At 39.8% G+C, this 25,913-nt stretch carries 19 protein-coding genes; 12 read left to right on the top strand and 7 right to left on the bottom strand.

The window, feature by feature from the left end; all coding sequences use genetic code 11:
- Positions 1–119 precede the first annotated feature (119 nt).
- From deoC to BT797_RS22760, 4 genes are all read left to right on the top strand, one after another.
- Positions 120–896, top strand: coding sequence for a deoxyribose-phosphate aldolase (gene deoC, locus BT797_RS22775; RefSeq protein ID WP_045109470.1), 777 nt, complete (start codon positions 120–122; stop codon positions 894–896).
- Between the two features lie 353 nt (positions 897–1,249).
- Positions 1,250–2,194, top strand: coding sequence for a porin (locus BT797_RS22770; RefSeq protein ID WP_045109471.1), 945 nt, complete (start codon positions 1,250–1,252; stop codon positions 2,192–2,194).
- A gap of 185 nt (positions 2,195–2,379) precedes the next feature.
- Positions 2,380–3,072, top strand: coding sequence for a polymorphic toxin-type HINT domain-containing protein (locus tag BT797_RS22765; protein WP_045109472.1), 693 nt, complete (start codon positions 2,380–2,382; stop codon positions 3,070–3,072).
- 269 nt (positions 3,073–3,341) lie between these two features.
- Positions 3,342–3,704 (top strand): hypothetical protein, encoded by a 363-nt coding sequence (locus BT797_RS22760; protein ID WP_045109473.1) that lies wholly within the window; start codon positions 3,342–3,344, stop codon positions 3,702–3,704.
- A 746-nt stretch (positions 3,705–4,450) separates the two neighbouring features.
- Here the strand turns inward: BT797_RS22760 and BT797_RS22755 are convergent.
- Positions 4,451–6,040 (bottom strand): L-lactate permease, encoded by a 1,590-nt coding sequence (locus BT797_RS22755; protein WP_075473618.1) that lies wholly within the window; start codon positions 6,038–6,040, stop codon positions 4,451–4,453.
- Positions 6,041–6,845: 805 nt separating this feature from the next.
- Between BT797_RS22755 and BT797_RS22750 the strand changes: the two genes are divergently transcribed.
- The 4 genes from BT797_RS22750 (at position 6,846) to BT797_RS22735 (ending at position 10,809) form a co-directional block, all read left to right on the top strand.
- On the top strand, positions 6,846–7,598 hold the full coding sequence (locus tag BT797_RS22750; RefSeq protein WP_254795871.1) for a (Fe-S)-binding protein: 753 nt from the start codon (positions 6,846–6,848) through the stop codon (positions 7,596–7,598).
- A 1-nt stretch (position 7,599) separates the two neighbouring features.
- Positions 7,600–9,066 carry a LutB/LldF family L-lactate oxidation iron-sulfur protein gene (locus tag BT797_RS22745; protein WP_045109476.1) on the top strand — a complete coding sequence of 489 codons (1,467 nt, stop codon included), beginning with the start codon at positions 7,600–7,602 and terminating at the stop codon, positions 9,064–9,066.
- Positions 9,067–9,068: 2 nt separating this feature from the next.
- Entirely contained in the window at positions 9,069–9,782 is a 714-nt protein-coding gene (locus BT797_RS22740) for a LutC/YkgG family protein (RefSeq protein ID WP_045109477.1), read from the top strand.
- Between the two features lie 124 nt (positions 9,783–9,906).
- Positions 9,907–10,809 carry a LysR family transcriptional regulator gene (locus BT797_RS22735; RefSeq protein WP_045109478.1) on the top strand — a complete coding sequence of 301 codons (903 nt, stop codon included), beginning with the start codon at positions 9,907–9,909 and terminating at the stop codon, positions 10,807–10,809.
- A gap of 88 nt (positions 10,810–10,897) precedes the next feature.
- Here the strand turns inward: BT797_RS22735 and BT797_RS22730 are convergent, their stop codons facing one another.
- Positions 10,898–11,794, bottom strand: coding sequence for a hypothetical protein (locus BT797_RS22730; protein ID WP_075473617.1), 897 nt, complete (start codon positions 11,792–11,794; stop codon positions 10,898–10,900).
- A 339-nt stretch (positions 11,795–12,133) separates the two neighbouring features.
- Here BT797_RS22730 and BT797_RS22725 point away from each other — a divergent pair, with 339 nt between their 5' ends.
- Together BT797_RS22725 and BT797_RS22720 are read left to right on the top strand one after the other, a co-directional pair.
- Positions 12,134–12,778, top strand: a complete 645-nt coding sequence (locus BT797_RS22725; RefSeq protein WP_045109480.1) for a LysE family translocator — start codon at positions 12,134–12,136, stop codon at positions 12,776–12,778.
- 223 nt (positions 12,779–13,001) lie between these two features.
- Positions 13,002–14,585, top strand: a complete 1,584-nt coding sequence (locus BT797_RS22720; protein WP_075473616.1) for an ABC-F family ATPase — start codon at positions 13,002–13,004, stop codon at positions 14,583–14,585.
- Positions 14,586–14,701: 116 nt separating this feature from the next.
- Here the strand turns inward: BT797_RS22720 and BT797_RS22715 are convergent, their stop codons facing one another.
- The 5 genes from BT797_RS22715 to BT797_RS22695 all read right to left on the bottom strand — a co-directional run bounded on the left by BT797_RS22715 (position 14,702) and on the right by BT797_RS22695 (position 23,089).
- A complete protein-coding gene (locus BT797_RS22715; RefSeq protein ID WP_075473615.1) occupies positions 14,702–15,898 on the bottom strand; it encodes an MFS transporter in 1,197 nt (398 codons plus the stop codon).
- Positions 15,899–16,000: 102 nt separating this feature from the next.
- Positions 16,001–17,179 carry an MFS transporter gene (locus BT797_RS22710; protein WP_045109483.1) on the bottom strand — a complete coding sequence of 393 codons (1,179 nt, stop codon included), beginning with the start codon at positions 17,177–17,179 and terminating at the stop codon, positions 16,001–16,003.
- A complete protein-coding gene (locus BT797_RS22705) occupies positions 17,145–19,112 on the bottom strand; it encodes an IucA/IucC family protein (protein WP_045109484.1) in 1,968 nt (655 codons plus the stop codon). The genes BT797_RS22710 and BT797_RS22705 overlap by 35 nt, the downstream gene beginning before the upstream one ends.
- Positions 19,112–20,911, bottom strand: coding sequence for an IucA/IucC family protein (locus BT797_RS22700; protein WP_075473614.1), 1,800 nt, complete (start codon positions 20,909–20,911; stop codon positions 19,112–19,114). The genes BT797_RS22705 and BT797_RS22700 overlap by 1 nt, the downstream gene beginning before the upstream one ends.
- A 45-nt stretch (positions 20,912–20,956) precedes the next feature.
- Positions 20,957–23,089 carry a TonB-dependent receptor gene (locus BT797_RS22695; RefSeq protein WP_045109486.1) on the bottom strand — a complete coding sequence of 711 codons (2,133 nt, stop codon included), beginning with the start codon at positions 23,087–23,089 and terminating at the stop codon, positions 20,957–20,959.
- Between the two features lie 734 nt (positions 23,090–23,823).
- Here BT797_RS22695 and BT797_RS22690 point away from each other — a divergent pair.
- Positions 23,824–24,867, top strand: coding sequence for an ABC transporter substrate-binding protein (locus BT797_RS22690; RefSeq protein WP_170860837.1), 1,044 nt, complete (start codon positions 23,824–23,826; stop codon positions 24,865–24,867).
- Positions 24,864–25,913 carry a FecCD family ABC transporter permease gene (locus tag BT797_RS22685; protein WP_052678261.1) on the top strand — a complete coding sequence of 350 codons (1,050 nt, stop codon included), beginning with the start codon at positions 24,864–24,866 and terminating at the stop codon, positions 25,911–25,913. The genes BT797_RS22690 and BT797_RS22685 overlap by 4 nt, the downstream gene beginning before the upstream one ends.

The raw sequence follows: 25,913 nt of genomic DNA, 5'->3' as shown, positions 1-25,913 counted from the left end.
GCCACACTAAAGGCTTAACCTGCAGTTAAATCCAAGCCTATTCTTTTAGTAATTCAGGCGTTTATCTGGTTTGGTGTTCTAAAACCATGACCGTAAACGCTCTTTTGGAGATATGATTCATGAGTAATTTAAAAGCCGCAGCCTTGAAAGCACTTAGCCTAATTGACCTAACCACACTGAATGATAGTGATACCGATAAGATAGTGATCGCATTGTGCCACGATGCTAAAACAGTCGTTGGTAATACTGCTGCAATCTGTATTTATCCAAGGTTTATTCCAATTGCTAAGAAAACATTAAGAGAGCAAGGCACTCCTGAAATAAAAATTGCGACAGTAACAAACTTTCCACACGGAAATGATGACATCGCAATCGCTGTTGCTGAAACAAAGGCTGCTGTTGCTTATGGTGCTGATGAAGTGGATGTTGTTTTCCCTTACCGAGCGTTGATCGCGGGTAATGAACAGTTAGGTTTTGAACTGGTTAAAGAATGTAAAGAAGCTTGTGGTCAAATATTACTTAAAGTCATAATTGAGACTGGCGAATTAAAAGAAGCACATTTAATTAAACGTGCTAGCGAAATTTGCATCGAAGCCGGTGCTGATTTTATTAAAACGTCGACAGGTAAAGTACCAGTTAATGCGACGCCTGAAGCCGCAGAAATTATGCTTAACGTAATCAAAGATATGGGAGTTGCTCAGCGTGTCGGTTTCAAACCCGCAGGCGGAGTGCGTACTGCTGAAGATGCTAAATTATTTTTGGGTATGGCTGCAGACATCCTAGGTGAAGAATGGATTGATACCGATCATTATCGTTTTGGTGCTTCAAGCTTGCTAACTAGCTTACTCAATACGTTAGAAGTAAGCAAAAAGGCTGTCGAGTCAGCTGCGTACTAATTGCCGATACTTCTATTGGTTTCATAGTCTTTACTATAGAAGAAAGCAATAAATCCTTGATGTAAAATCCCACTTATTTGCAGTAAGTGGGATTTTTTTCACCCTCAATTCATTCCAATTAATTCTGTGTAGTCAAGGTGCTGTGGTTTGTACTACGTGTCCTCCTTGGACTTGAGATGGATGATTATCTGGTATTTTTACGAGTTACGGAGTATTGAGTTAACTAATATACTAATAGCAAGCAAGGCAAAGTTCACGTGCTATAACTGAGGATATTAATAATGCTCATAGATAGCAACGGCGTAAGACTTGTTTTTAATCTGCGTATCGACTAAACAAAATTGGAATTGTTCATGACAAAAATAAATAAAGCATTATCTCTCACATTAGCAGCTATTGTATCTATGCCAACTCTTGCAGAGAGCGTAAATACTGACGATTTTTCTTTTGGTGGACGTGTTGAAGCTAGAGGCGTCCTTGCTGACAGTGATTTTGATGATAAATCTCGTGTACGTTTTAACGGTCAAGGTAAACATCAAGTTAATGATGATATCACTGCTGTTGCAAAATTCGAATTTGAATTAACACAAGAAGACAATAGCGCAGATACCGAAGTTAAAAATAATACTCGTTATTTATATGTTGGTGTTGAAACTGCTTACGGTACAGTGACATACGGTACACAAGATAATGCTGTTACATACCTTACTGATTTTACCGATATGGCAGAAGTATTTAGTGGCTCTACAAACGAATACATCACAGCCAGTGGTGACAGAGCAGAAGATACTATTCTTTATAGTGTGACCAAAGGTGACTTTAAATTCAATGCATCGGCTAACCTTAAAGCTACGGAAAATGGCGGCGGTGTGATGGTTGCTTATCAACTACTTGACAATGTTGAAGTAAGTACTGGTTATGCGGCTACAGAAGCACTTGAGACAGAAACTGACTCATCAGATGTTTACATGATTGGTGCTCGTTATACTCAAGGTGATTTTTTACTGTCTGGGCTAGTACAAACAGGCAACTTGGCTGATGCTGATTTCAATGCTTTTGATGCATATGCAGCTTATGCATTTGGTCAAAACAATGTAAATATTTCATATAACTACTACAGTGCTGATGAGACAAAGAGTAAAGATATTAACTATGTTGCTTTTGAATATGCTCATTATGTTGACAACATGGCAGTATACGCGAGCTATAAAGTTGCACTAAGCACGGATACTTCAGCTGGACATGGTAATAATGATAATGCTGATGAATTTCAAGTCGGCGCTCGTTATTCTTTCTAAGACTTAGATAACGAGTGAGCACTGTGTTTAGTCTTGATCGTAGTGCAAAATAATAAATCCTTTATGTAAAATCCCGCTTATTTGCAGTAAGTGGGATTTTTTTTGATCGTTTAATATTGGTATTACTGTAACATCCCCCCACAACCGGACCTATAAAACTAATATTTGGAAGTATTGCTCAAGATATGATCGAGATTGAATATGCTATTGGTGAAATTAAAACGTCGATGTTTGTCGTAGAAAGTCACTCTTTTTACCTTGTTGCTAAAGAGTGGATAAAGGCCGAAGGTCTTAATGTGGGAGATAGAATATCCAGTTGCAGTGGAACTGTAGCAGAGATTTTATCCATCAATAAAATAGACGATCCACAATATCGTCCAGATTTAAAACTGAGTCACAATCATCACTATTTTGTCACTACAGGTAGTGTGTCAGCTCATGATAAAATCAGTGCCGACGCCCCTACTGATCCGCTTGAATCAATCGCATATCTGTTAGCAAACAAACCCTCTAATTTCCCTGATGGAACACCAACTGGTGATCATGCTGGTCCTTGGGCTGCAGCGAAATATGTAAACAGTGATACCAGTGAAGACGTTATCGGCTGGGGTCGTGCAAGTGATCATATGTGTGCAGAAGATGCCGCGATAAGTGATTTGAGGCATAAACTGGATGATGCTATCGGATTACATCGAGGTAATGTTAAAATCTCACATGCCTATGTGAGAAAGTATACTCGCAAAGGTCGCTTCGTGAATAAAATGAGCCCTTGTACTCACTGTCGCGACAATTATGGCAGTGCACTCAATGACGTAACGATGGGAACGAGTAATGTAGTTAAAGAGGGCCGAGGGTATTTGGCTCTTGTAGGTAACTAAGGTTAATTTAAGCTATCCACAGATTAAGAGGTGGTCGAAATCGCTCGGCTACTTATCCTGCCACTCTGTCGCAGTTTTTAATCAGATACTATGATTTCATACAGTGTTATTTGTTTATTTCTCAATTTTGTCACACTTTGTCAGAATCTGATTTCATTTCAGATTGATATTTTACCTTATATTTCATTTTATTAGTTGCTATTAACTAGGGGGGCAGGTTAGGGTCATCGAGACGTCCTGTTATACAGACTTTAGGTGACTATTTGAGAATGAAGTATAAAAACGTAAGATCTGCAATACACAATTTCGGGCATAGTTTTGTAAGTTATGAAAATTATGTCGATGGTGATTTTGTTTTGTATGAATTGAGAAATATTCACAATAAAGGTTATGATATTTCAATTAACTGGCTAACTAAAGAGTTTGAGCCGAATCTGCTTCGTAGCGATCACATCTCTAAATCAATTGATTATTGGGCAAAGCCTTTAGAAGAACAATTGTATAAACAAGATGTTTTGTTGGCTTCATTATCAAGTTTCATTTTTGTATGGCCAGCTAATAAAGGGCACTATGTTGAAGCTATTGACGATCGCGGTATTACTCATAAAAAAGAAATAATGTACGCGAGTTAAGTCACATAACAAAGTTGTAAACGCGGACAAAACAGTTGGCTTTGTTTGTGCATCACTTATTTTAGCCAATCATTTACGCCGATTATGCTGGTGTTTCCACTTTTTAGCTGTAGATAGAAATTAAGGATAATAGAAGTACTATGTCGGAAATTAAGAACCTAAATAGCATTTCGTATGCCACGTTTTGGGGGCTGATTTTATCCATAGTCTGGTAGCTTTAGGGGTTAGTATCGCAATTCCACCAATGGAAGTATTAATATTCATACCTATGTCAGGATAACCACTCTCGCTATTAACTGAAAAAGAAAGAGGATTAGCACTGAGCACGTCGTTAGCCTTAATGCTAAGTCTGAATATTTGCCTATCGCTGTGTTATATTTCCATTCCTGAACTGCCACTACCGTGTAGAAATGATATGTAATAGATAAGAGGATAATAATTTGCGTCGCGATGTGGCTAATTTCTAATATTGTATCGGTATGCATGGTGTAGCCTCAATCATTTAGTTTTAACTAAACCTAGCTAATAATGTCGATTTTTAAGGAGCTACTGCGCTTCCTTTGATAGAAATGTGACAGGATAGGTATATGATTTTTTGAGATGTGAGCTTTGTGCTAGATACAATATCTCCTTAGGATGTTTGGCGGTAACTACATGTCTTGAACAAACAAAAAACCAACAGTTCTCACTGTTGGTTTTTTATTTAAACATTAATCAAACAGGGTTATTTCCCTTGCATGTAACATTTATAAAAACGTGCTCATTACCGCTGCAATCAGTCCGTAGATAATCATCGGAATAACTGTACGTTTAATGATGTAACCTTCTTTGTTCGAAATACCTAAGATAGTTGATACTGCAATGATGTTGTTAATGCATACCATGTTACCCATAGCACCACCAACAGATTGCAGTGCCAAGATAGTTGTTTCAGGTAAGCCAACCGTGGTTGCGATTGTTTGCTGAATACCACCAAATGTTAGGTTAGATACCGTTGCCGATCCCGAAAAGAATGCCCCTAGAGCGCCAAGGTAAGCTGAAGCAAACTGCCAGTTAGTACCCATGACATCAGAGAACGCCATGCCGATAATTAGGATAGGTGAGTTCTCACCGCCAGCCATCATCAGCTTAACCATGATCAATGCACCAATTAAGGTAATGAATGGCATTTTGATTCGGCTACCGGTTTCGCTAAACACTTGCTTAACCATGCAGCCTTTAAGCTTAAACAGTGGAATAGAAATCAATACCACTAATAAGAAAGGAACAAGAGCTGGAACATAAAGTGCTTTGTATGCCCATGCTACGTTAGTCCCTAAGATATTACTTAGTTTGAAGATTAATGCTTGGCTAATGCTAAAGTCACCTAGAATACCAAACGACGCTGACATTGCTTCAGTCGCATCCGTTAGCATTGACTTAATACCAAGCTGCTTGATACGTGTCACAATCAGAATCGCAATCAATAAGATCGTTGGTGTCATTGCCTTGAAAATTTCACCACGACTTACTGTCGACTTTGACGTGTTGTCGTCTGCACTTGCGGCTACTTTACCCAAACCGACGTTTAACTTAGCTAGGCCAATCGAGATAGTCATACCAATCGCGCCACCTACTAATGCAGGGAATTCATAGTTCCATTGTGCGAACAAGAAATACGGGATAGTACATGACAGGGTACTGAGTAGAATGAATACGTAGTTACGACGGATCTCAGTCCATGACATGACAAAGCGTAATGCCAATACCGGAATAACAAATGCCGCGAAGAAGTGGATCATTGCAGTTTGCTGACCGATCTCAAGTAATGCTGAATCACTTAAACCTAGATTTGAGAAGCCAAACCAGGTCGGTGTGCCAACCGCACCAAATGATACTGGTACCGAGTTCATTACTAGCGCTAGCATTGCTACTTGTAAGGGTGGGAACCCCAAACCAACTAAGATAGGCGCTGCAATGGCTGCGGGTGTGCCAAAGCCCGATGCACCCTCAATCATAAAGGCAAACGCCCAACCAATAATCATTAACTGAGCAATTTTATTACGGCTAATGCCTTCTAACCAGCGACTGATCGTATTCTCAGCCCCCGATAGACACATCATGCGGTTCATCAAAATTGCCCCGGCAATAATTGATATTGGGGTTATGGCTGACAAGCTACCTGCGATTACATTTGCCCAGATTAATGTCAGGTCTGTTTGGAAATAAAAGATTTGCAGTGCTGCCACAAACAACGCCGTTAACGGCAGTGCAATGTACGAGGGTACACCATTCTTTTTGGTCATCATCCATATTAGGACTATAATTGGCATCATTGCCAAAATTAGGGATGTCATTGCTACCCACTCCATCTGTGCTCAGGCTATACGTCTATCTGGTTACTTATTATGATAGTTATGCATGAGTTTATTTATTATATTGTTTGAATGTATTGTTGATAAAGTACAAGTAAGTAAATTCCTGTGCTTTCCTAAATATCCGTATCGTGTGGGGAATGGATTGTAAGAGCTTAAGCCTCAAACTCCACCCCTCTTTTTGGGTATGTAGTTATGGCTATGAGTAACAAATGTGACATAAATAACAATGTGTAAAATAATGTAAATTATCAAATCAATAAAAATCAATAACTTACATTTTTGTTGGTGAATCACTACAAATGATTGTAGTTGTATTGGAAACAGTGATTGTCATAATTCACGGTAATAAAAAGGCGTATCACTATCGATAAAGTAACCTATTGACGAAATTTTTGTGATACGGTAATTTATTATGATGAAATTTAACCACAAAAAGTAGGGGATATAGATTTAAAACCATATTTTCGTTATTTAATTACACGTAAGGATCCTTATTAACTCTGGTGTGGTAGCCAGTTGCTGTTGACTAATCACACTAAATTGAAAAATGGCTTATTACCGTTAATGTCGAACTTCATTGTTTCCATATCTGCCCCAATAATCCCAATCCCAATTCTGCACTTTAAGTATAACAATTTGATTTGTCTGTATTTATTTGTTTTTGCTAAAAGTTAAGATCACACAAACTCTGATATTAAGATATTTGCTGGCATTAATCACGTTCGTTTTTTGTAGTGCTTGCTTATATCATGCCCCAAAAAATAAGCTCGGTGAGCAAGGTGAGATGATGAAAGTTAATTTTTTTGTAACCTGTCTATGTGACGTAGTTAAGTCAAACGTAGCCAAAAAAACAGTGCTATTACTGGAACAGCTAGGCTGCGAAGTATTGTTTCCTAAAGATCAAGGCTGCTGCGGTCAACCGTCATTAAATAGCGGGTATATCGAATCAAGCAAGCCAGCGATGAAATCATTAATTCGTGCCTTTGAAGGTAACGAGTATCCAATCGTAACGCCTGCGGGTTCATGTGCGGCAGCGGTAAAGAAATACCCTGAGTATTTAGCGAGTGAACCTGAATGGGCAGCGCGTGCACAAGCCGTATCCGATCGTTTGTTCGAATTGACGCAGTTCCTTGTTAATGAGCTTAAAGTCGAAAATGTTGGCGCGAAACTACCTGGTCGTGGTGTTTATCATCCGTCTTGCAGTCTTATCCGTAAATTAGGTGTGCGTGAGGAACCGCTTAAATTATTGGGTAATGTCGAAGGGTTAGAGCTTGTGCCGATTAAAAACCAAGAAACCTGTTGTGGTTTTGGCGGTACTTTCTCAATCAAAATGTCAGAGATTTCTGGCGAAATGGTGAAAGAGAAAGCGACAAACATAACTGCTGTAACACCTGATTATTTAATTGGTGCTGACGTCAGTTGCTTAATGAACATCGCCGGACGTTTATCGCGTGAAGGTAAAACAGTCAAAGTACTACATATTGTTGATGTGCTAATGAGCAACATTGTTGATAGCCTTACCGTGGAGGTTAACTAACATGTCGATGAAAACCAGTGATGTGATCTTTAAACAGCGTATTAAAGAACAAATGCAAGATGGCTTCATGCGTAAATCGGTGGCTAATGCCCAAGAACGTATGTTTACCAATCGTCAATTAGCGGCAGACAAACTCGGTAACTGGGATGAGTGGCGTGAAAACGGCATGGAGATCCGTAATCATGTGTTAGACAACCTTGATTATTACTTACATCAGTTAAGTGAAAACGTACAGAAGATCGGTGGACACGTATTTTTTGCTGAAACAGCGCAAGACGCTACTGATTACATTGAAAACATCATCAAAGAAAAAGACGCGAAGAAAGTCGTTAAATCTAAATCGATGGTGACAGAAGAGATTGGCTTGAACGAAGTCATTCAACGTAATAATTGTGAAGTGATTGAAACCGATTTAGGTGAATACATTTTACAAGTGGATGATTGCGATCCTCCGTCACATATTGTTGTGCCAGCGTTACATAAAAATCGCGAACAGATCCGTGATGTATTCGAAGACAAAATTGGCTATAAAGGTAGTTCTGATCCTGAAGAGATGACGCGTTTTGTGCGTGAGCATATTCGTCATGATTTCCTTGAAGCCGATATCGGTATTACTGGTTGTAACTTTGCGGTTGCAGAATCGGGCTCAATCAGTTTAGTGACCAATGAAGGTAACGCACGATTAGCGACATCATTGCCAAAAACGCACATTGCGGTAATGGGCATGGAGCGTATTGTCCCTACATTTGAAGAACTCGATATCATGGTGAGCTTGTTATGTCGCAGTGCGGTTGGTCTGCCATTAACCGGTTATGTTACCGCCATTACTGGACCTAGAGAGTCGGATGATATGGATGGTGCGGAAGAGTTCCATTTAGTTATCTTAGATAATGGGCGTTCAGACATTTTAGCCTCAGAGTTTAAAGACATCTTACGTTGTATCCGCTGCGCTGCGTGTGTGAATACGTGCCCAGCTTATCGTCATATTGGTGGCCAGTCTTACGGTTCTATCTACTCAGGTCCTATCGGTGCAGTATTGTCACCATTGTTGGGTGGTTATGATGACTTCCAAGACTTGCCGTATGCTTGCTCGTTATGTCAAGGTTGTAATGATGTGTGTCCGGTTAAGATCCCGTTGTCTGATTTAATCTTAAAACATCGTGAAAAAATGGTGATTAAGAAAATTACACCATTGGCAGAACGATTAACAGTATCTGCATTTAACTATCTGAACTCAAGTCCAAAGTTGTGGAACATGAGCATGAAGGTTGGTGGTAAAGTTGCCCCTAAAGTGATCAAGGACGGCAAGTTACCGATTAATGTTGGCGCGATAGCTGACTGGACAGAAGCTCGTGATTTACCACAACCCGATGGTGAATCATTCCGCAGTTGGTTTGCTAACCGTGATACCGATACAGCAGCTGTTACAGGTATCGTTGAAGCTAAAGCTAATAAGAGTGAGAAATAACCATGCAAGGTAAAATACATAACCGCGATACTTTTCTAGGTTCACTGGCTAAAAAACTGGGTCGTGAACTGAATACTCAAGGTGTAGAACGCCCACCATTACCACATCGCCCTCATCATGATGTGATGGCGGATTTTAGCCAGCAACAACTTGCAGATGTGTTTTTAGAATATACCAAGACTAATTTAAATTCTTTGGGTGTTAGCTGTACTAAAGATGAGTTAAATGAAACATTAACCAGTATTTGTAATGGTTTTGGCGCAGGTAAAGTCGTTGTTTCTGGCGATCGCCGATTAGCAGAATTGCAAGTAACCAATAATTTAAAGTTACAATTTGATGATGTTTATACTTGGGATATTGACCAAGCGAATGACATCAATATCAAACAAGCAGAGCAAGCGAAAGTAGGCATTGTATTTGCAGAACAAGCTTTAGCAGAGTCGGGTACAATGGTATTACACAGTGCTGCGTCCCATGGTCGTTCGGTTAGTTTGTTACCAGAAACATCGGTGTTTTTGATACCACAAAGCCAAATTTTTCCGCGTATGACGCAAGCAGCAAAACAGTTGCATGATAAAGCCCAAGCGGGTGAACGTTTACCATCTTGTGTTAACTTTATCTCGGGCCCAAGTTCGACAGCCGATATTGAGTTGATTAAAGTTATTGGTGTGCATGGCCCTATTCATGCGGCTTATGTCGTGATTGCAGATATGTAGTCTAAGTGAAGTTTACGAGGTTGGGTCTATTCAACCTCGTTACATTTATTGACTATCGTCTAATGTTACGATTTCAGTGTATAATTACAGATTATTCCTCCCAAAAATATTAGCTGAGAATGGCATGCCGCAAATTGATGATTTAGTATTATTTACCCAAGTAATAGAACAAGGTTCGTTTAGCAAAGTTGCCGAAGCGAATAAGGTCACTAAGTCTGTGGTGAGCAAACGTATCAGTCGATTAGAAGAAGACCTTGGCGTACAGCTAATCTTCCGTACCACGCGTAAACTGACATTAACCGAAGCGGGGGAGATGTTGTTTTACCGCGCAAAAGGCATTGCCCAAACTGCGAAGAATGCCTTTGATACCGTGACTAGTTATAGCGAAACTCTAGCGGGCCATATAAAAATGTCAGTACCCACTATCTCTGGTGAGTTATTATTAGCGAGAGCCGTAGCTGAATTTTGTGAAAAACATCCGGGACTCACGGTAGATATGTCGATGAATAATGATTTTGTCGACCTGGTCGCAGATGGCTATGATTTAGTTATCCGTACCGGGCATTTAGAAGACTCAAGTCTGATCGCGCGTCATATCTTTAATTCACGTTGGATGATCTGTGCTAGCCCTGAATATTTAGCGCTACAAGGTGAACCACTATTTCCCGAGCAGTTGGCCCCACACAATTGCTTAGGGTATACTTGCCAAACTAGTGGTGCATTTAATTGGTTATTTACCCGTGATGACGCCACATATAAAGTTAAAGTATCGGGTAATTTTAGTTCTAACAATGCAGTCGCGCTTAAACAAGCAGCACTGGCAGGGAAAGGCTTGGCTTATCTACCGAAATGTTTGGTCTATAACGAACTTGATAGTGGCAAGCTGGTGGAAATTTTGTCACAGCAAACAGCGAAGGTAATTGGTATTTATGCGGTGTATCCTTATACTCGTAAACCAGCGAAAAAAGTGCAATTGCTCATTGAGCATATTCGTACTTGTTATCTGGAAATGAAAGAAAACTTTTAAAGTGTTGGTATCGGTCCATAATTCATCACGGTGCTCTACATTATAGATCGATGACCTAATCAAAATGGAATAATAGCGTGTGTAATCGCTATACTAAATTTTCCATATTGCTTTTTATTTGTCTTCTTAGCATCCCCATACTTAGCACTCCCAATCCTAAGAATGCAACAGTCGTTGGTGCTGGTACATTGATTATTTCCTCTACTTTAATATCGACAAAAGCATTGGTAAATGAAGTCGCGGTAAGGCCACCTGCTCTAAGTTGATTTAAATCCCATGCTGCCCCGCCAGTATCAAGTGCCAAATTAACGTAATCAGCGATTGAAGTACCTGTCCCCGTCGTTGCTGTCGCACCAGTACAAGTACTAAAGCCACCGCTACCATCCGCTTCATAACCTAGAGAGGTCGTCATACCAAGTGCTGTATTACCGTTACCACACTCGAAACTGACATTAATAATAGCGTTAAGTAATGCAGCTGCGCTCGATAGACTTGTTGCCGCATTTACTACACCGAATGACCCATCACTGTCTTCGTCGGTGACTAATATTATGTTCTTGACTGCACCGCCTGTGTACGTATAACTAGTGAGGGCATAGTCAATTGCTTGGAGACCATCTTCATGAGCACCAGTGAGAACTAACCCGCCCGTCGCTGTATCAAATTGAGCTGCTGAGCCTAATTGACCCCCACCAACGGTATGTTGATGACCAGCTACAGCGTGACCACCGCTACCCGATGCACCATAACCTGTTAAGCCATAGGTAGCGCTGAACGAATCACCAGCAGCAGCGAGTAATGCTGCATCTAAACTTGTAATCATCATTCCTAACCAGCCATGCTCGGTACTCATTGAACCGGATTCATCTACAACTGCGACAACGTTAGTATTAATTGGTGTTGCCTTTACCGGTGCTATCATAACAGCCATTGTAGATAAGATCATTGTTGATAATATGTTTTTAAATATTTTTTTGTGTTTCATGACGTTTGCCCTTGATACCATTTTCATAACGTTAAAAATTGAATTGAAACCTACTCCTACTTAGCATTTAGGATTGAGCATACCCTATGCCATATTAATTTTTATATTTAAAATCAGTATGATATGGTTTTTAAATAAGCCGTTTTTTAATATGTTGTAAAAAATCCCGACAGAAATTTAGATAGGTTTAGTGCTGCAGGTAGTAAGAGAAGATATCCAGAGTTAATATTTTTGCTTGATTTTATTTATATTATTAACTGGGGATTAGGTTAAATAGTAGGTGTAAATTTTGTGAAATATATTACAATCCAGTTTCTTTTTTTGTAATGCGAACCCTTCATGATTGATTTATCTATTCTACCCGTCTATTTGACTGCCGTTGTAGCCCTCTTACTGATCCCTGGTCCTGACATGTTATTAATTGCCAGTTCAAGCTTAAGCTATGGCCGAAAGGTGGGATTATTTGCTAGTTTAGGCAATGCAACATCAGGTATTATTTTAACGTTATTAGCGGCAATGGGTGTGTCAGCAATGATCGCGATGAGCCCGATGGCGCTTAAAGCCTTGCATTTATTGGGTGGTTTATATTTATTAAAAATGGGTTGGGATTGCTTACGCACTAACTCGGTTATTGCTCCTGAAGTGAATCAAACAAGCAAAATGGCGCGTTCACTGTATCGTAAAGCGGTATTCAGTAACTTATTAAATCCTAAAGCCTTATTATTCTTTGTGTTGTTTTTACCACAGTTTGTATCATCAAATATCGAGACGTCTTCTGGCGAACAAATGCTCGTGCTAGGCTTATTGCTTAACGTATTAGGCCTATTGTTTAACTTAATGTTAGTGGTGACGGTCGGTACCTTAGGTAAATCGTTATTAACCAATGAACGCTTCCACATCTACCAACATAAGATCATGGGTTCGGTATTCGTATTACTTGGCGCTTGGTTGTTATTCTCACAAGTACCTGCGGCAGTAGCCTAGTATATAAATAGTCATTAGATAAAATAAACAGTTAAACATAGCCTCTAGATTGCAAGGATGCAGTCAGTTCGTTCGTCAAATAAGCTCTAAAGTAATATTTTAAGTTATTCACTTATTTTTACCAATTAGACTACGTGATTTACATCACATTAGGTGCTATACTCCGCCAACTTAAAATTCAGTAATTTATATTTAGTCCACTTTTTGGACAGGAGCGTTCCCTATCATTAGCACAGCAAATATTACAATGCAGTTCGGTGCCAAGCCACTTTTCGAAAATATCTCAGTTAAGTTCGGTGGCGGTAATCGTTACGGTTTAATCGGTGCTAACGGTTGTGGTAAATCAACATTCATGAAAATCCTAGGTGGCGATTTAGATCAAAGCTCTGGTAACGTGAAGCTTGATGAGAACGAACGCCTAGGTAAATTACGTCAGGATCAATTCGCATTCGAAAACAACACGGTACTTGATACTGTGATCATGGGCCACGCAGAAATGTGGGCAGTGAAAGAAGAGCGTGACGCAATTTATGCTAACCCTGATATGTCTGAAGCAGATGGTATGCGTGTTGGCGATCTAGAAAGTGAATTTGCAGAGATGGACGGCTACACAGCTGAATCTCGTGCGGGTGAACTACTAATCGGTGTTGGTATCCCAGTTGAACTACATTACGGCCTAATGAGCGAAGTTGCCCCAGGTTGGAAACTACGTGTACTACTAGCACAAGCACTATTTTCTGATCCAGATATCTTACTACTTGACGAACCAACGAATAACTTGGATATCGCAACGATTGATTGGTTAGAAGAAACACTAAACGCGCGTCAAAGCACAATGGTAATCATCTCGCATGATCGTCATTTCTTAAACAGTGTTTGTACTCATATGGCCGACCTTGATTTCGGTGAACTACGCGTTTACCCAGGTAACTATGATGACTACATGTTTGCTGCTGCATTAGCACGTGAACAACTACTAACAAGCAACTCTAAAAAAGAAGCGCAAATTACAGAGCTTAAAGCATTCGTTGCTCGTTTCTCTGCAAACGCATCTAAAGCAAAACAAGCATCATCACGTGCTAAACGTCTTGATAAAATCGAACTTGATGAAGTTAAAGTGTCTAGCCGTCAAACGCCATTCATTCGTTTCGAGCAAGAAAAACAGCTTTACCGTAACGCATTAGAAATTCAAGGTCTAACAAAAGGCTTTGATGAAGGTCCGTTATTCTCTAACTTCAAGAGCATGGTTGAAGTTGGCGAGCGTATCGCAATTATCGGTACCAATGGTGTTGGTAAAACGACATTAATGCGTATGTTAGCAGACGAACTGACTCCAGATGCGGGTGAGTACAAATGGTCTGAAAACGTAAACATCGCTTATTATGCACAGGATCACGAATCATACTTCGAAGAAGATCTAACGCTAATGGAGTGGATGAACCAGTGGAAAGAAAAAGGCGATGACGATCAAACTGTTCGTGGTTTCCTAGGCCGTTTACTGTTCTCTAATGATGACATTAGCAAGAAAGTAAGCGTACTATCTGGTGGTGAAAAAGGCCGTATGCTTTACGGTAAATTAATGATGCAAAAACCAAACGTATTATTAATGGATGAACCAACTAACCACATGGATATGGAATCAATCGAAGCATTGAACATGTCTCTTGAGAAATATGAAGGTACATTACTGTTCATCTCTCATGACCGTGAGTTCGTATCTACAGTTGCGACACGTATCTGGGATATCACGCCAAACGGCATCGTTGATTTTGACGGTACTTACGAAGAATATATCGCAAGCAAATAATAAGCATTAACCGAGCAATCGGTGCTTGTTTTAAGTGAGTGAATTACTGATTAAAAATATAAAAGGCCATCACATTATGTGATGGCCTTTTTTGTACTTAATAACCAACCTCGGCATTATACTGCGTTATTGCTCACGCTTGATTTTGATTCGTACGTCACTGGTATGAAGCGGCTGAGTATCAAAGATAAACTGGCAATCGCCGCGCCTGCGTAAAATACTAACGATGGATTGTATAACCAGATCATGCCGAAAATCACCGGAATAACGACTGCGGCAATATGATTAATCGAGAAACTAACGCCCATGCTACCCGCAATGTCTTTTGGATCAGCAATCTTCTGAAAATAGGTTTTTAATGCAATAGCGACTGCAAAGAACAGGTGATCAATAATATACAGCACGGCAGCAAATTCAGCTGACTCCACCAAGGCGTAACCAATAAACACAAAGATAAGTCCGGTATATTCGAATGTTAATGCGCGGCGCTCACCTACACGACCAATCCATGCGCCGATTTTAGGCCCTAAATATAGATTAATAACATGGTTAAGCATGAATAGCGCGGTTATCTCTGGTACACCGTAACCGAATTTTTCAACCATTAAGAAACCAGCGAAGACGACAAATATTTGTCGGCGAGCACCCGATAAAAACGTCAGTAAGTAATACAAACTGTAGCGCTTACGCAAGATGAGTTTTTTGTATTGTACATGGGCGTTTTGGATTTTAGGTTTATGGGTTGCAAGCCAAGCTGTTATCACGAGCCCGAGCAGCCCACATGCCATGTATACGGTTACGTAGTCCGCATCAAACACGGTGAACGCCAGCCAAATACCTGCAAAGGTAAAGAGGGCTGCAAATGATTTCACCGCGAGTAGTTTACCTAATTGCGCAGGTGCTTCGGTTTTACTAAACCATTGCAGACTTAATGATTGGTTGATGGTTTCGTAATAATGGAAGCCCACAGACATAAGTACGGTTGTGGCATATAAGCCATAAACAGAGGGGGAAAATCCTGTTATCGCCACACCAATCGAGAGTAAAGATAAGGCAATAATGGCAAATACTTGTTCTTTTAGTATCAGTAATACAAATGCAGCTGTGAAAGCAAGTAACCCAGGGAGCTCACGTATCGATTGTAAGGTGCCTATTTCGGCCCCTGTAAATGCGGCATTCTCGATAGCAAAGTTATTCAGTAGTGCGTTCCATGCTGAAAAGGTCATCGACATGACAATACCGGCAAGGGCGAGAAAAACAAATGGGCTTTCTTTGGAGAATGAGGTAGAGGGTGATTTAGGTAATAGTTTCATGGCTATCGACTGCTAATTGGCTGAGAGCCAGTTAGATTAGCATTGTTATTGTGAAAATAAAAAGACCATCATGTTGAAATTATGGTCTTTTTTAGTGTTATTTTAATTTTCCTTTTTATCTTTAGAGCATATGACGATCAAAAGAATCATAATCATATAAGTTATTGCAATCATTGAAAACCCTTGATTTATCGCTAAAAGACTTATACTAATAGCACCAACTCCAATCCCTATTAATGCGCCAAGCTTGCTCGCACTGTGGCCCATACCGATACTTTTGCCAATGTCATTTGTCGTCACTAATTTTCGTAACTGCATAAATAACAACGGTAAAATAGCTGCAAGAAAAATACCCCATATAAAACGTAATAAGCCTGCCAGTAGCAAGCTTTGTTCTACAAAACTAAAGGCAAATTGTGATAGACCTGCCATGGTACAGATTAAAAGCAGACTGTTTTTTATTTGTTTATTATTGGCTCGGTCAAAGTATCGTCCCCAATAAGGAGCAAAGAGTAAAATAGCGAAGCCGGTTAACCCGTATAGCATGCCGATTTGAAATGAACTTGCTTCTAATATGTCTTTCCCATAAATGGCAAAAAAGCTGCTAGGCAAACGTTTAGCAAGTTGTGCCAATGCTAACAAACAGAGTAAAACGGGGAGACTAAAAAGAGGAGGTGAAATAACTCGCGCTGTAGACTTCCCCCTCGCTTTGTTAACTGGACCATTTTTATCTTCAGGTAATAACAAGGCGACGGCAAAAAATACCAGCAAGCAACTGACGGAGCCTAATGTAAACACGCTATTGAACCCCCAGTAATCGATTAGCATTCCGCCTAAAACGGGTCCTAATAGCGTACCGGCGGCAACAGATGATTGTAGTTTACCCAAGATCTGACCTTGTTCTTGTGTCTTACTGGTTCGTAAGGCATAGGCTTGCATTGCTGCAATCGACCCTGCGCAAACCCCTTGTACAAAGCGGATCAAACAAACCCACTCCACTTCTTTCACATAAAGTAATAAACATTGTGATAGAGCTAAAACAAATAGTGCTCTTAAGATCATATATTTATGCCCTATACGATCACCTAATTTACCCCAGATAGGCGCGCTAAACATGGCACCTAATAGAGGTAATATATAAATGAGGGCAGAAAATACTGATAAGCTGACACCTTGGCTCTGTTGAGATAAAATAAGTGGCCAAAAAGGGCCACTCATTTCCATCGAACCAATCGCGATTATTTGACTAAACCACAGTAAACGAATCACATTGGTTGGCATCTAGTACCGCCTCCTGACTTAAAGGATTCAACAATGCCTGATAGTTATATTCATTGTTATTGGCTAATCTCATTAAAGTGAAGCGTTTCATTTGCCAAGGTTCATTTAATAACGCTTGATATTCCTGAGCCCACCATTGCGCTGGCGCATCATGTTTAGTTTGCTCGAAAATAGTAGCAATACGTTGGTAAGCCATTTTCCAAGCCTGTGCTTCATCAATATAACCCCGCACGACCAAGTGGTTAATTAACTCTGAAAGATGACAAATAAATACCGCGTGTAATAGTTTATTTCTGACATCTTGCTTGTCATTACTGAGTACACTTTTATCTTGGTGAAACTCAAGTTTTTCACCACTCGAGATAAATGTGTCTTGGTGTGCTCTAAAAGCCCCAAAGTCTCTTAACAGTAATGATTGTGGTAGGCCCTTATCATTAAAAATCATCATGGAATTTTGCTGATGAGCCTCTAGGCTAATGCCAAAGCGTAAATATACTTGTAGTACTGGCGTCAGCAACACATCAAGATAAGTGTCTAAAACGGACGCGATAGAAAGTTGATTGCTTTGGGCTATCTCTGCAAATAAAGAGTCCGAACTCGGGGTGTCAGCCATGAGCGTAGCAACAGGTACGGCAACCTCATTATCGATTAACTTTTCACGGGGGTTTTGACGAAATAGCACCGAAAAGTATTTGCCATATTTTTCTTCTCTGTATTTATCGCCAGCATAATGTAATCCTGGTGTTTCGCGCATAACACGTAATTTACAGCCAATCTCGGGGTACTTTTCAGCAATGGTCTCTAAAAACTGGCTCACTCTTGGTCCCATATGGCAAGAACGATTGGATAAAACGCGTTCCGCACTGGTTAAGCGCATTGCGATCGGCAGTTTGATATGCGGGTAAAATGATGAATTTTCAGGAACTAAAGTACGAAAAGACATAGTAGGACCACAGTTTATTTGTGGTCCTGAGTCGAGTAGTAATAAGCCTTGCTTCATAATTAAGTCTGCAAAAACTTCGGGTAAAAAGCTATCTGCCTGAAATGGGTGTACGGGCACAGGAATATAATCGTTAGCGTCTGCACCCTGCGTTATTAATGCTGTTTTCCAGCGTTGTTGCCATTCTGGATACTGTTCGGCAAACCACTCTTGATACTGAGATTGTTGATAACCCTCTATGGAAAATAAATTGATTTTTACTGCAGCGAGACGTACTGCAACATTAGCTTGAAACTCGGGTGACATGGTTAATACTTGATGTGCAGTTAGGTCCTGCTTACATTTTACGCCGGGGTGGATCGGGTGACCGACTGTTCCCCACTGCTCTAGTAGCAAGCAGTTATTTTTTTCATTTAAGTTTTCCACCCAAGACCAGAAGTTTGCATACCCAGCTTGTTTTCTTTGTTTCTCTATTTGTTGTCCCCACACGAACCGATAGCTTAAAAACAAAGCGTCGTTTAGCATAGAATTGAGCAACTCATGTGCGAATCGCTGTACTTCAATTAAAGAGTAGTTTGTACAAACCTGTAATAGAGCCAAGAGTTTAGTTGGCTCGTCCAAGACGTAAATAAGCTGATCATCTTCGTGTAAGGTTAACTCTGTAAAACCTTCCAGAAAGCCATAGCGTACCTGTTCAATATTTTTCATTTTTAAAGTTAACGGGGTATTATTGATACGTAAATAAGCATTGTTATCATTAAATTTCAGGTTTTCTGGCGAATTAAAGATACCTTCTCGCAACATCGACTTACATAATGTGACTAAACAGCGTCTCTGCGCATTGGTAAATTGTGCGTGTATATCGACGACTGATAATTGCTTCTCTTGCAGCGTATCATGCTGTAATTGTGAGAACCATAATTCGCTGAGTTGCGCGGTTTCATGGTTAATTTGTTGATGGGCGTGCGTTAGGCTTTGTTGATATTGATTCATTATACTTCCTTCACTTTATTTGGGGTTACGCGAAGCAAGCCTAAAGGGTTAGGGAAGTCCGTATATTCAGCTTGTTTATCGGCACGCTTTAAAAATCGGGTGATCAGGTTGGCTTTATTCGGGATCGCTTTTCCTGCTAATAAATCACCTAGCTTGTTAGTTGCAAATTCACTGTCGCTTTGAGCTAAATACTGTTGAATCGTTAAACGTACTTGATGCCAAAGTCGCGCTTCAAGTACCGACTCTCGTCTAGCGATGCAGAAAATCGCCTGCACAATATTATTAATCAATAAGCAATAAGCGAGGCGATTCCAGCATTTCTCTTGATCGTATAACACACTACTACTTGCCTTTTCACTCATACTTGAGAGCTGTTGGGCTTGCCACGTTTGCTTATTGAGCTTGGTGCCTTCTAAATCGCGGATCCAAACACCTGCCACTAAGTCCAGCTCTAGTTTGATTAAAATATTTTGTAGGTGCGGCTCAAACACTAACCCGTGTTCAAACAGGGCATCAAACATACTTGGCAATAATGCATCAAGGTAACTTCTAAACCATAATAAACTGCTTTGTTCGTAGCTCATTTGATTGCGCTGTGAAAGATGCCAAATATGGGTTTTTACATTACTTTCCCCGGATACACCTTGGGTAAATAGAGAGCCAGCTAATAAGATATTTTGCTCTCGTAATTCAGCTGGATTTTCACGAAATAGAACCCCGAAACCTTCTTCTATTTGTACTCGTTTTTCTGTATCTAATTCATCAAAATCAAGAGTCAAACAACCAGGCTCATGCATGATTTTAAGACCTGGGTATTTTTTTTCTAATTGATTAAAGTTAGGTGTTAATAGTTCGGTTAACTTAACTGCGCTTTCAAGTTCGTAATAGGCATTTTTACGTACGCAATTTGTGATGCGGACATTGAGGGACCCTTTAATAAAAAAATCCAATTCTGGATTATATAAGGTACGTAGTGATGACGTTGCTGTTAGTTTTTTTCCGCGGACACCGAGATCAATTAATAAACCTTGTTCGATTAATTTTATAATTACATCCTGTTTCAGCAGGTATTTTGCCTGCCAAGGATGCACAGGTAATAATGCATAATCAGGTGGTAAACTATCATAGGTAGCTGAAAAAACACGTAATGTGTCATCACTCAAGCCTGTGCCTAAACGTTTCACCTTGTCGCTCTTTGCCGCGAAATAATGTAACTGAAAACTAGCGCGTAATTCTGGGGAATAATCTAGTATATCTTGCTGACTAAAACCTAGGCGTGATTTTGCAGCAGGGTGAGTGGCATGACCGAGTAATAACTTAGATTCTGATTCAAGATAGAGGTTTGTTGATTCTTTTGATCTTTTTCTATTTAATAATAAATAAGCTAATACTTGTTCACTATTATCCATTTGTTCTAATAACTCATCATTAGCATCGGTATTAAAACGATTCGCAAGATCGTTTAACAGTATAATTTGTAGCTCATTCCAGTTTAATTCCTGTTGATCTTGGGTATGACTTTGAAATAAAAAATAAGATAAATAACGGTATTGGTAACTTTGTGATTTTTTATCAACAACACAGACTAATTGTCCATCATGTAGGTCGATGTTTAATAAAATACCACCAGTTTCTTGTAAACTTTGAAGAATACTGTCAGGTAAGTTAATGATATCTTCTGGGTAAGAAAGTGCGCCTTGTGGCCCAGCTACTTCACGGCAAAAACAATTTAGAAAACCACGTAGTGAATAAATTTTTGCAAGATTTTCGTGCAAGATTTGATCGTAACTTCGTATCATATTCGTTCCTTAATAGAGGTGACTTTACAGCCACCTTTAATTGAATTACCAGTCAAGGCTGTAGGCAAGACCAAAGACTCGTCCAATACCTTTTGCATATTGCGCATTACGGTTTCTAAACTGTGATTCGGCAGTGTAATAATCTTGGTTAAATAAATTTGCTACAGAGAAAGATACTTGACCTACCGGCAGGTTATAGCGGCTAACAAAATCAACAATGGTGAAAGATTCTACCTTGCCTTCAGCGTATTGACGTTTAACTTTATCGCTCGGGTCGACATCAGCAGCTGTATTGTTATCTGCGAATTTATCTCGATTTCCTGAATAAAGTATATCTAATTGGTTATACCAACTTTCGCTAGTTTGGTTTGATATAAACGCGGTGATTTTAGTGGGTGGAATACGTTCACCAGTTAGGTAATCGTCATAATCGCTATTGCCTTTAGGGGCTGACTTTCCTTCTTGCCAGCTAAATGTACCACCAGTGTTCCAGTCATTACTGATGTTGTAATTCAAGGCTAGCTCTATACCATAGATTTTTTCTGGTTCACGTTTAGGGCTGAAATTAGTATCATTGGCATCACCTACAAAGCGCAGACCTAAATCAGAGGTGTTATAAAAAACGGCAATATTAGCATCAAGATGTTTCCATTGGCTTTTGCTACCAACTTCATAGTTTTTCACTCGTATTGGCTCAGGATCTAGTAACTCGACGCTACTTGCACCACCATCACGTAAAATCCTACCAACATCAGGTAAAGAGAAGCCTTCTGAATAAGAAACATAGACAGAGTTACTATCGCTAAGAAGATAGGTTAAGCCAGCATTATAGGTGGTTGCTGAATAGCTTAAATCACCACCGGTGACCGTATCGCCTTTATTTTTCCCAAAATTCACTTGGAAGGTATCAATATCTAAATCAAAAAGATCATAGCGCGCCCCAAAACGTAAGATCCAACTGTCTGTTAGCTGTAATCGTACGTTCGCAAAAGGGGAGATAGTTTGTTGTTCGAGATTAGGCGACCAAAGTCGACCATCTGTCATATATTGTCCTGCTTTTTCTTGTGCTAAATCAGCGCCCCAAAAAACAGATCCATTCACGAATTTTTCAAACTCAGTATTTACAGTAAGGCGTAAGCCTAATTTATCTGAATCGGTAACAGACTGCGCTTTATTTTTTGTATTGTATTTATTTCTTGCCTTGCTGCTTTGCGCGTACGCTTGCAAGGTCAACTGGCTGCCCATAAGATCATCATGGTGATATTTGCTGTTAACCGACCAACTTTCACTCTCTTGTCCGAGCGCATTTTTCTCTGGACCATCAGCCAGTATCGCTTTGTCTTTACCGTACAGGCCACTAACAGTGTGATAATTATTTTCTTGTGTTAAGCGTGAGGTGATTACTGATAATTCTATACTTTGATTATCATCTAAATAGTGGTCTATTTTCCCGTATAGGTCGTAGTCTTCTGAATCACTGACACCACCTTGACCATGTGGACTGACTGGGATTGCATCACCTTCTGCATCATAAAATAATCCAGTGCTAGCATATTTTGCTGAAGCAATATAGCTGGTATCTCCGCTAGCTGCACTAATCTGTTGGAAAATATCAGCAGATGCGCTTTTACTAAAATTTTCACTTTGTGCATGTGTCGACACTTTGGTGGTGAAGGTAAGCGCTTCTGATGAGGCTCGACGGGTTATAATGTTGATAACACCACCCGCAGCACCTTGGCCGTAAATTCCTGTAGGCCCACGTAATATTTCCACACGTTCGACCATATCAGGAGAAATATTAGCTAAATCTCGTGATGAGCCTCTTAATGAACCTGATTGCGGTACGCCGTCAATTAACACTTGTATCTTACGACCACGAATCGTTTGGCTATAATTAGACATACTTTGTGAGCTGGTGGCCATACCGGGTACAGTTTTAGCTAAAATTTCACCTAAACTAGTGGCATTTGATGACAGATTTTCTATTTGTTCTCGGTCAACAATTGTGACTGAATTGGGTAGGGTTAAATTTTTCTCTGGATTGCGGGTGGCCGTAATTACCGTATACCCAAGATTCTCTTTTTGTTGGGTAATAGACGCTTCCGCTAAAACTTGTTGGCTCATCAACAAAGAAATTACAATGACGTTCAATTTAAAGGGGGTATTATTTACTAACATTTATGTCTCCATACATTTTGTTATACAAGTGATAATCATTATCCGTACACTAAGATGCTTCCTTTTTTTCCTCAGAATATATAGCTAAATTTCAGATATTATAAACACATACAACCTAAACGCAAATGGAAATCATTATCATTACCTTTTTTGTGGTGAGAAAGTAGTGACATAAGTTATTCTTAAATGATGCTTAAATTAAGGTTTTTCACAATGTTTACACTGCAAACTTAACTGTCGATAATATTCAGACTGAGGAGCGAAACATTAGCTACAATGGTTCTCAATTTTTGAGAACGATATTTCCGTTGGATAGCATCAAGTAAGCCCTTCATTATTATCTGGCTTTTTTATCAAGTATCTTTATTGATCACAGGTATATGTTTTAATTATCCAACAGTAGCAAATGAAAATTATTATCACTTGCATTTACTACTTAATGCTTATGTAGTAGATTTGCAAAGCTAATTTTAAGGGGGCTGAGTAATGAATATGAAATATGGAGATATATCGAAGCTTATCAATTTAAGGTGATACAACGAAATAGTGGTGCTAGGTGATCTAAAACTTACTTATAAATCTGTTGATAACCAAAGTGCACCCTCCAACTTATTGCTTACTTAGAGTTATTCATTTAAATAGTTATTCATTCAAATAAAGGGCAATAACGTTAATTAATGAGACTACTTATTTTGCTGATTTTTTTAGTTTTACCTAGTGTAGGTAGGGCTGTTGTGGTTTCGGACCTGAGCGGCAGACAGGTCATATTCGATCAACCACCAAAGAATATAATTCTTTCTGAAGGGCGTATGATGTACTTGGTGATGGCGCTGCAGCCTCAGAATCCTGGGCATAGTATTCGCGCTATGGCTGATGATTTGGCTAAAGCCGATCAAGATACTTGGCAAAAACTCACTGAGTTGTATCCATCATTCCTCAATAAGCCAACCGTGGCTAGTCCTAGCACTGGTCAATTTGACGTTGAGCAAGCCTTTAGCTTAAATGCTGACTTAGTTATATTTAGTCTTAATTATCAAGAAAGTTTGCAGCAATCGGAAACATTAAATCGCCTTGATGCTTTGTCTATTCCTTATTTATTTATTGATTATCGCCATGACTTAAGTCGAAATCTTTTACCGAGTATGAATATTCTCGGCAAGGTTTTAGGGCGCGAAGCACAGGCGCAGAAGTTTTCTAATTTTGTGCAAAAGCAATTGAATATTGTTGAGCAAAGGTTGGCGGAAAATAAACATCAACAACCTCTAGTATTACTGGAGCGTGCAGCAGGAATTAATGGTCCGGTTTGTTGCCGCGTTTTTGGTCAAGCCAATTTTGGTGCATTTGCTGAGATGGCAGGCGGAAAAAATTGGGGGAGTAGCAAAACCTCGGGTGTTTCTGTGGATCTAAACTCGGAAACCCTACTAGTAGAAGATTTTGATATTATTATCGCCACTACAGGTAACTGGTCTCATAAAAAACAGAGCATTTCTCCGCCACTAGGTTATTCGGCGGAGCAAACCCTGGTCGACTCAGGTATGAAAGCCTTAGTGCAGCGAACAGGTTGGTCACAAATGCCAGTGGTAAAAAATAAAAAGGTATACGTAATATGGCACCAGTTTTATAACCACCCGGGTTATTTTGTCGCTATTCAAATGATGGCTAAGTGGATGCACCCGAGTTTGTTTACCGATTTGAATCCAGAGCAAGTTTGGCAGGAATATCACCAGCAGTTTATGCCATTTCAATCTTCAGGTATTTTTTGGAGTCAATTACCGTGAGCAGTACTCAGTTTGTTATTACTCAGCAGCATTTTTTCTATCGTCGCCAACGTTTAATTAAATCAATGATTTTATTGGCGTTAAGTGTTTTATTAGTCGTTAGTTTTATTTGGGATTTAAGCTCAGGGCCAAGTAGCTATGGCTTGTTTGAGGTCGGTGCCTGTTTAGTGGACTGCCCAGATCCTAAATTAGATTTAATCCTGTGGAAAATACGAATGCCTATCGCCCTGATTGCTATGTTGGTGGGGGCTATGCTGGCTTGTGCCGGTGCGCAGATGCAAACTATTTTAAATAATCCGCTGGCCGATCCCTTCACCCTTGGGATCTCTGCTGCTGCCGCCTTTGGTGCTGCTTTAACTTTTGTTTTGGATTGGGCTGTGTTGCCTGTTGCTGGCATATACATCGTATCGGTTAATGCGTTTCTATTTGCCATGCTCAGTGCTTTGGTGTTGTTTGCCATCAGTAAGATGCGGGGCGTGGGTTATCAAACGTTGGTATTAGCCGGAATTGCCTTGATGTTTAGCTTTAATGCCTTGTTAGCCTTTTTACAATACATCGCCAGTGAAGACGCCTTACAACAATTGGTCTTTTGGACCTTAGGGTCTCTTGCGCGGGCCAGTTTTGAAAAAGTCATGATTTGTTTTGTTGTATTGCTCAGTATGTGTACCTATTTTTTCTGTTACAGAGACCAATTAACGGCGTTACGTTTTGGTGATGAACAAGCCAGAAGTATGGGTGTTAATGTGGATCGGTTACGTTTATTTTCGCTATTGGCTTGTGCGTTATTAGCCTCGGTTGCCGTGGCATTTGTTGGCACCATAGGTTTTGTTGGTTTAGTGGCCCCTCATATAGCACGTTTATTACTCGGTGAAGATCAACGTTTTTTCTTACCTGGCAGTATTTTAGTCGGGGCTAGCCTGTTATCGCTAGCTAGTGTCCTCAGTAAATTAGTCATTAGTGGTGCTTTGTTACCCATAGGTATCACTACGTCCTTGATTGGTATTCCTTGTTTCTTCATTTTAATTTTTACAATAAGGCAGAAATAA

The sequence above is a fragment of the Moritella viscosa genome (assembly GCF_900120065.1).
In the GTDB taxonomy this organism is placed as follows: Bacteria; Pseudomonadota; Gammaproteobacteria; order Enterobacterales; family Moritellaceae; genus Moritella; species Moritella viscosa.
Note: the sequence above shows the minus strand (reverse complement) of the source record. Positions and strands in the feature narration are given on the sequence as shown.

Bases quoted from the DNA above. Each gene is read 5' to 3' on its own strand.
- BT797_RS22745 (WP_045109476.1), top strand. From the start codon at position 7,600: ATGTCGATGAAAACCAGTGATGTGATCTTTAAACAGCGTATTAAAGAA.
- BT797_RS22770 (WP_045109471.1), top strand. From the start codon at position 1,250: ATGACAAAAATAAATAAAGCATTATCTCTCACATTAGCAGCTATTGTA.
- BT797_RS22700 (WP_075473614.1), bottom strand. From the start codon at position 20,911: ATGATACGAAGTTACGATCAAATCTTGCACGAAAATCTTGCAAAAATT.
- BT797_RS22735 (WP_045109478.1), top strand. From the start codon at position 9,907: ATGCCGCAAATTGATGATTTAGTATTATTTACCCAAGTAATAGAACAA.
- BT797_RS22740 (WP_045109477.1), top strand. From the start codon at position 9,069: ATGCAAGGTAAAATACATAACCGCGATACTTTTCTAGGTTCACTGGCT.
- BT797_RS22715 (WP_075473615.1), bottom strand. From the start codon at position 15,898: ATGAAACTATTACCTAAATCACCCTCTACCTCATTCTCCAAAGAAAGC.
- BT797_RS22765 (WP_045109472.1), top strand. From the start codon at position 2,380: ATGATCGAGATTGAATATGCTATTGGTGAAATTAAAACGTCGATGTTT.
- BT797_RS22695 (WP_045109486.1), bottom strand. From the start codon at position 23,089: ATGTTAGTAAATAATACCCCCTTTAAATTGAACGTCATTGTAATTTCT.
- BT797_RS22710 (WP_045109483.1), bottom strand. From the start codon at position 17,179: ATGCCAACCAATGTGATTCGTTTACTGTGGTTTAGTCAAATAATCGCG.
- BT797_RS22725 (WP_045109480.1), top strand. From the start codon at position 12,134: ATGATTGATTTATCTATTCTACCCGTCTATTTGACTGCCGTTGTAGCC.
- deoC (WP_045109470.1), top strand. From the start codon at position 120: ATGAGTAATTTAAAAGCCGCAGCCTTGAAAGCACTTAGCCTAATTGAC.
- BT797_RS22730 (WP_075473617.1), bottom strand. From the start codon at position 11,794: ATGAAACACAAAAAAATATTTAAAAACATATTATCAACAATGATCTTA.
- BT797_RS22760 (WP_045109473.1), top strand. From the start codon at position 3,342: ATGAAGTATAAAAACGTAAGATCTGCAATACACAATTTCGGGCATAGT.
- BT797_RS22705 (WP_045109484.1), bottom strand. From the start codon at position 19,112: ATGAATCAATATCAACAAAGCCTAACGCACGCCCATCAACAAATTAAC.
- BT797_RS22755 (WP_075473618.1), bottom strand. From the start codon at position 6,040: ATGACATCCCTAATTTTGGCAATGATGCCAATTATAGTCCTAATATGG.
- BT797_RS22750 (WP_254795871.1), top strand. From the start codon at position 6,846: ATGATGAAAGTTAATTTTTTTGTAACCTGTCTATGTGACGTAGTTAAG.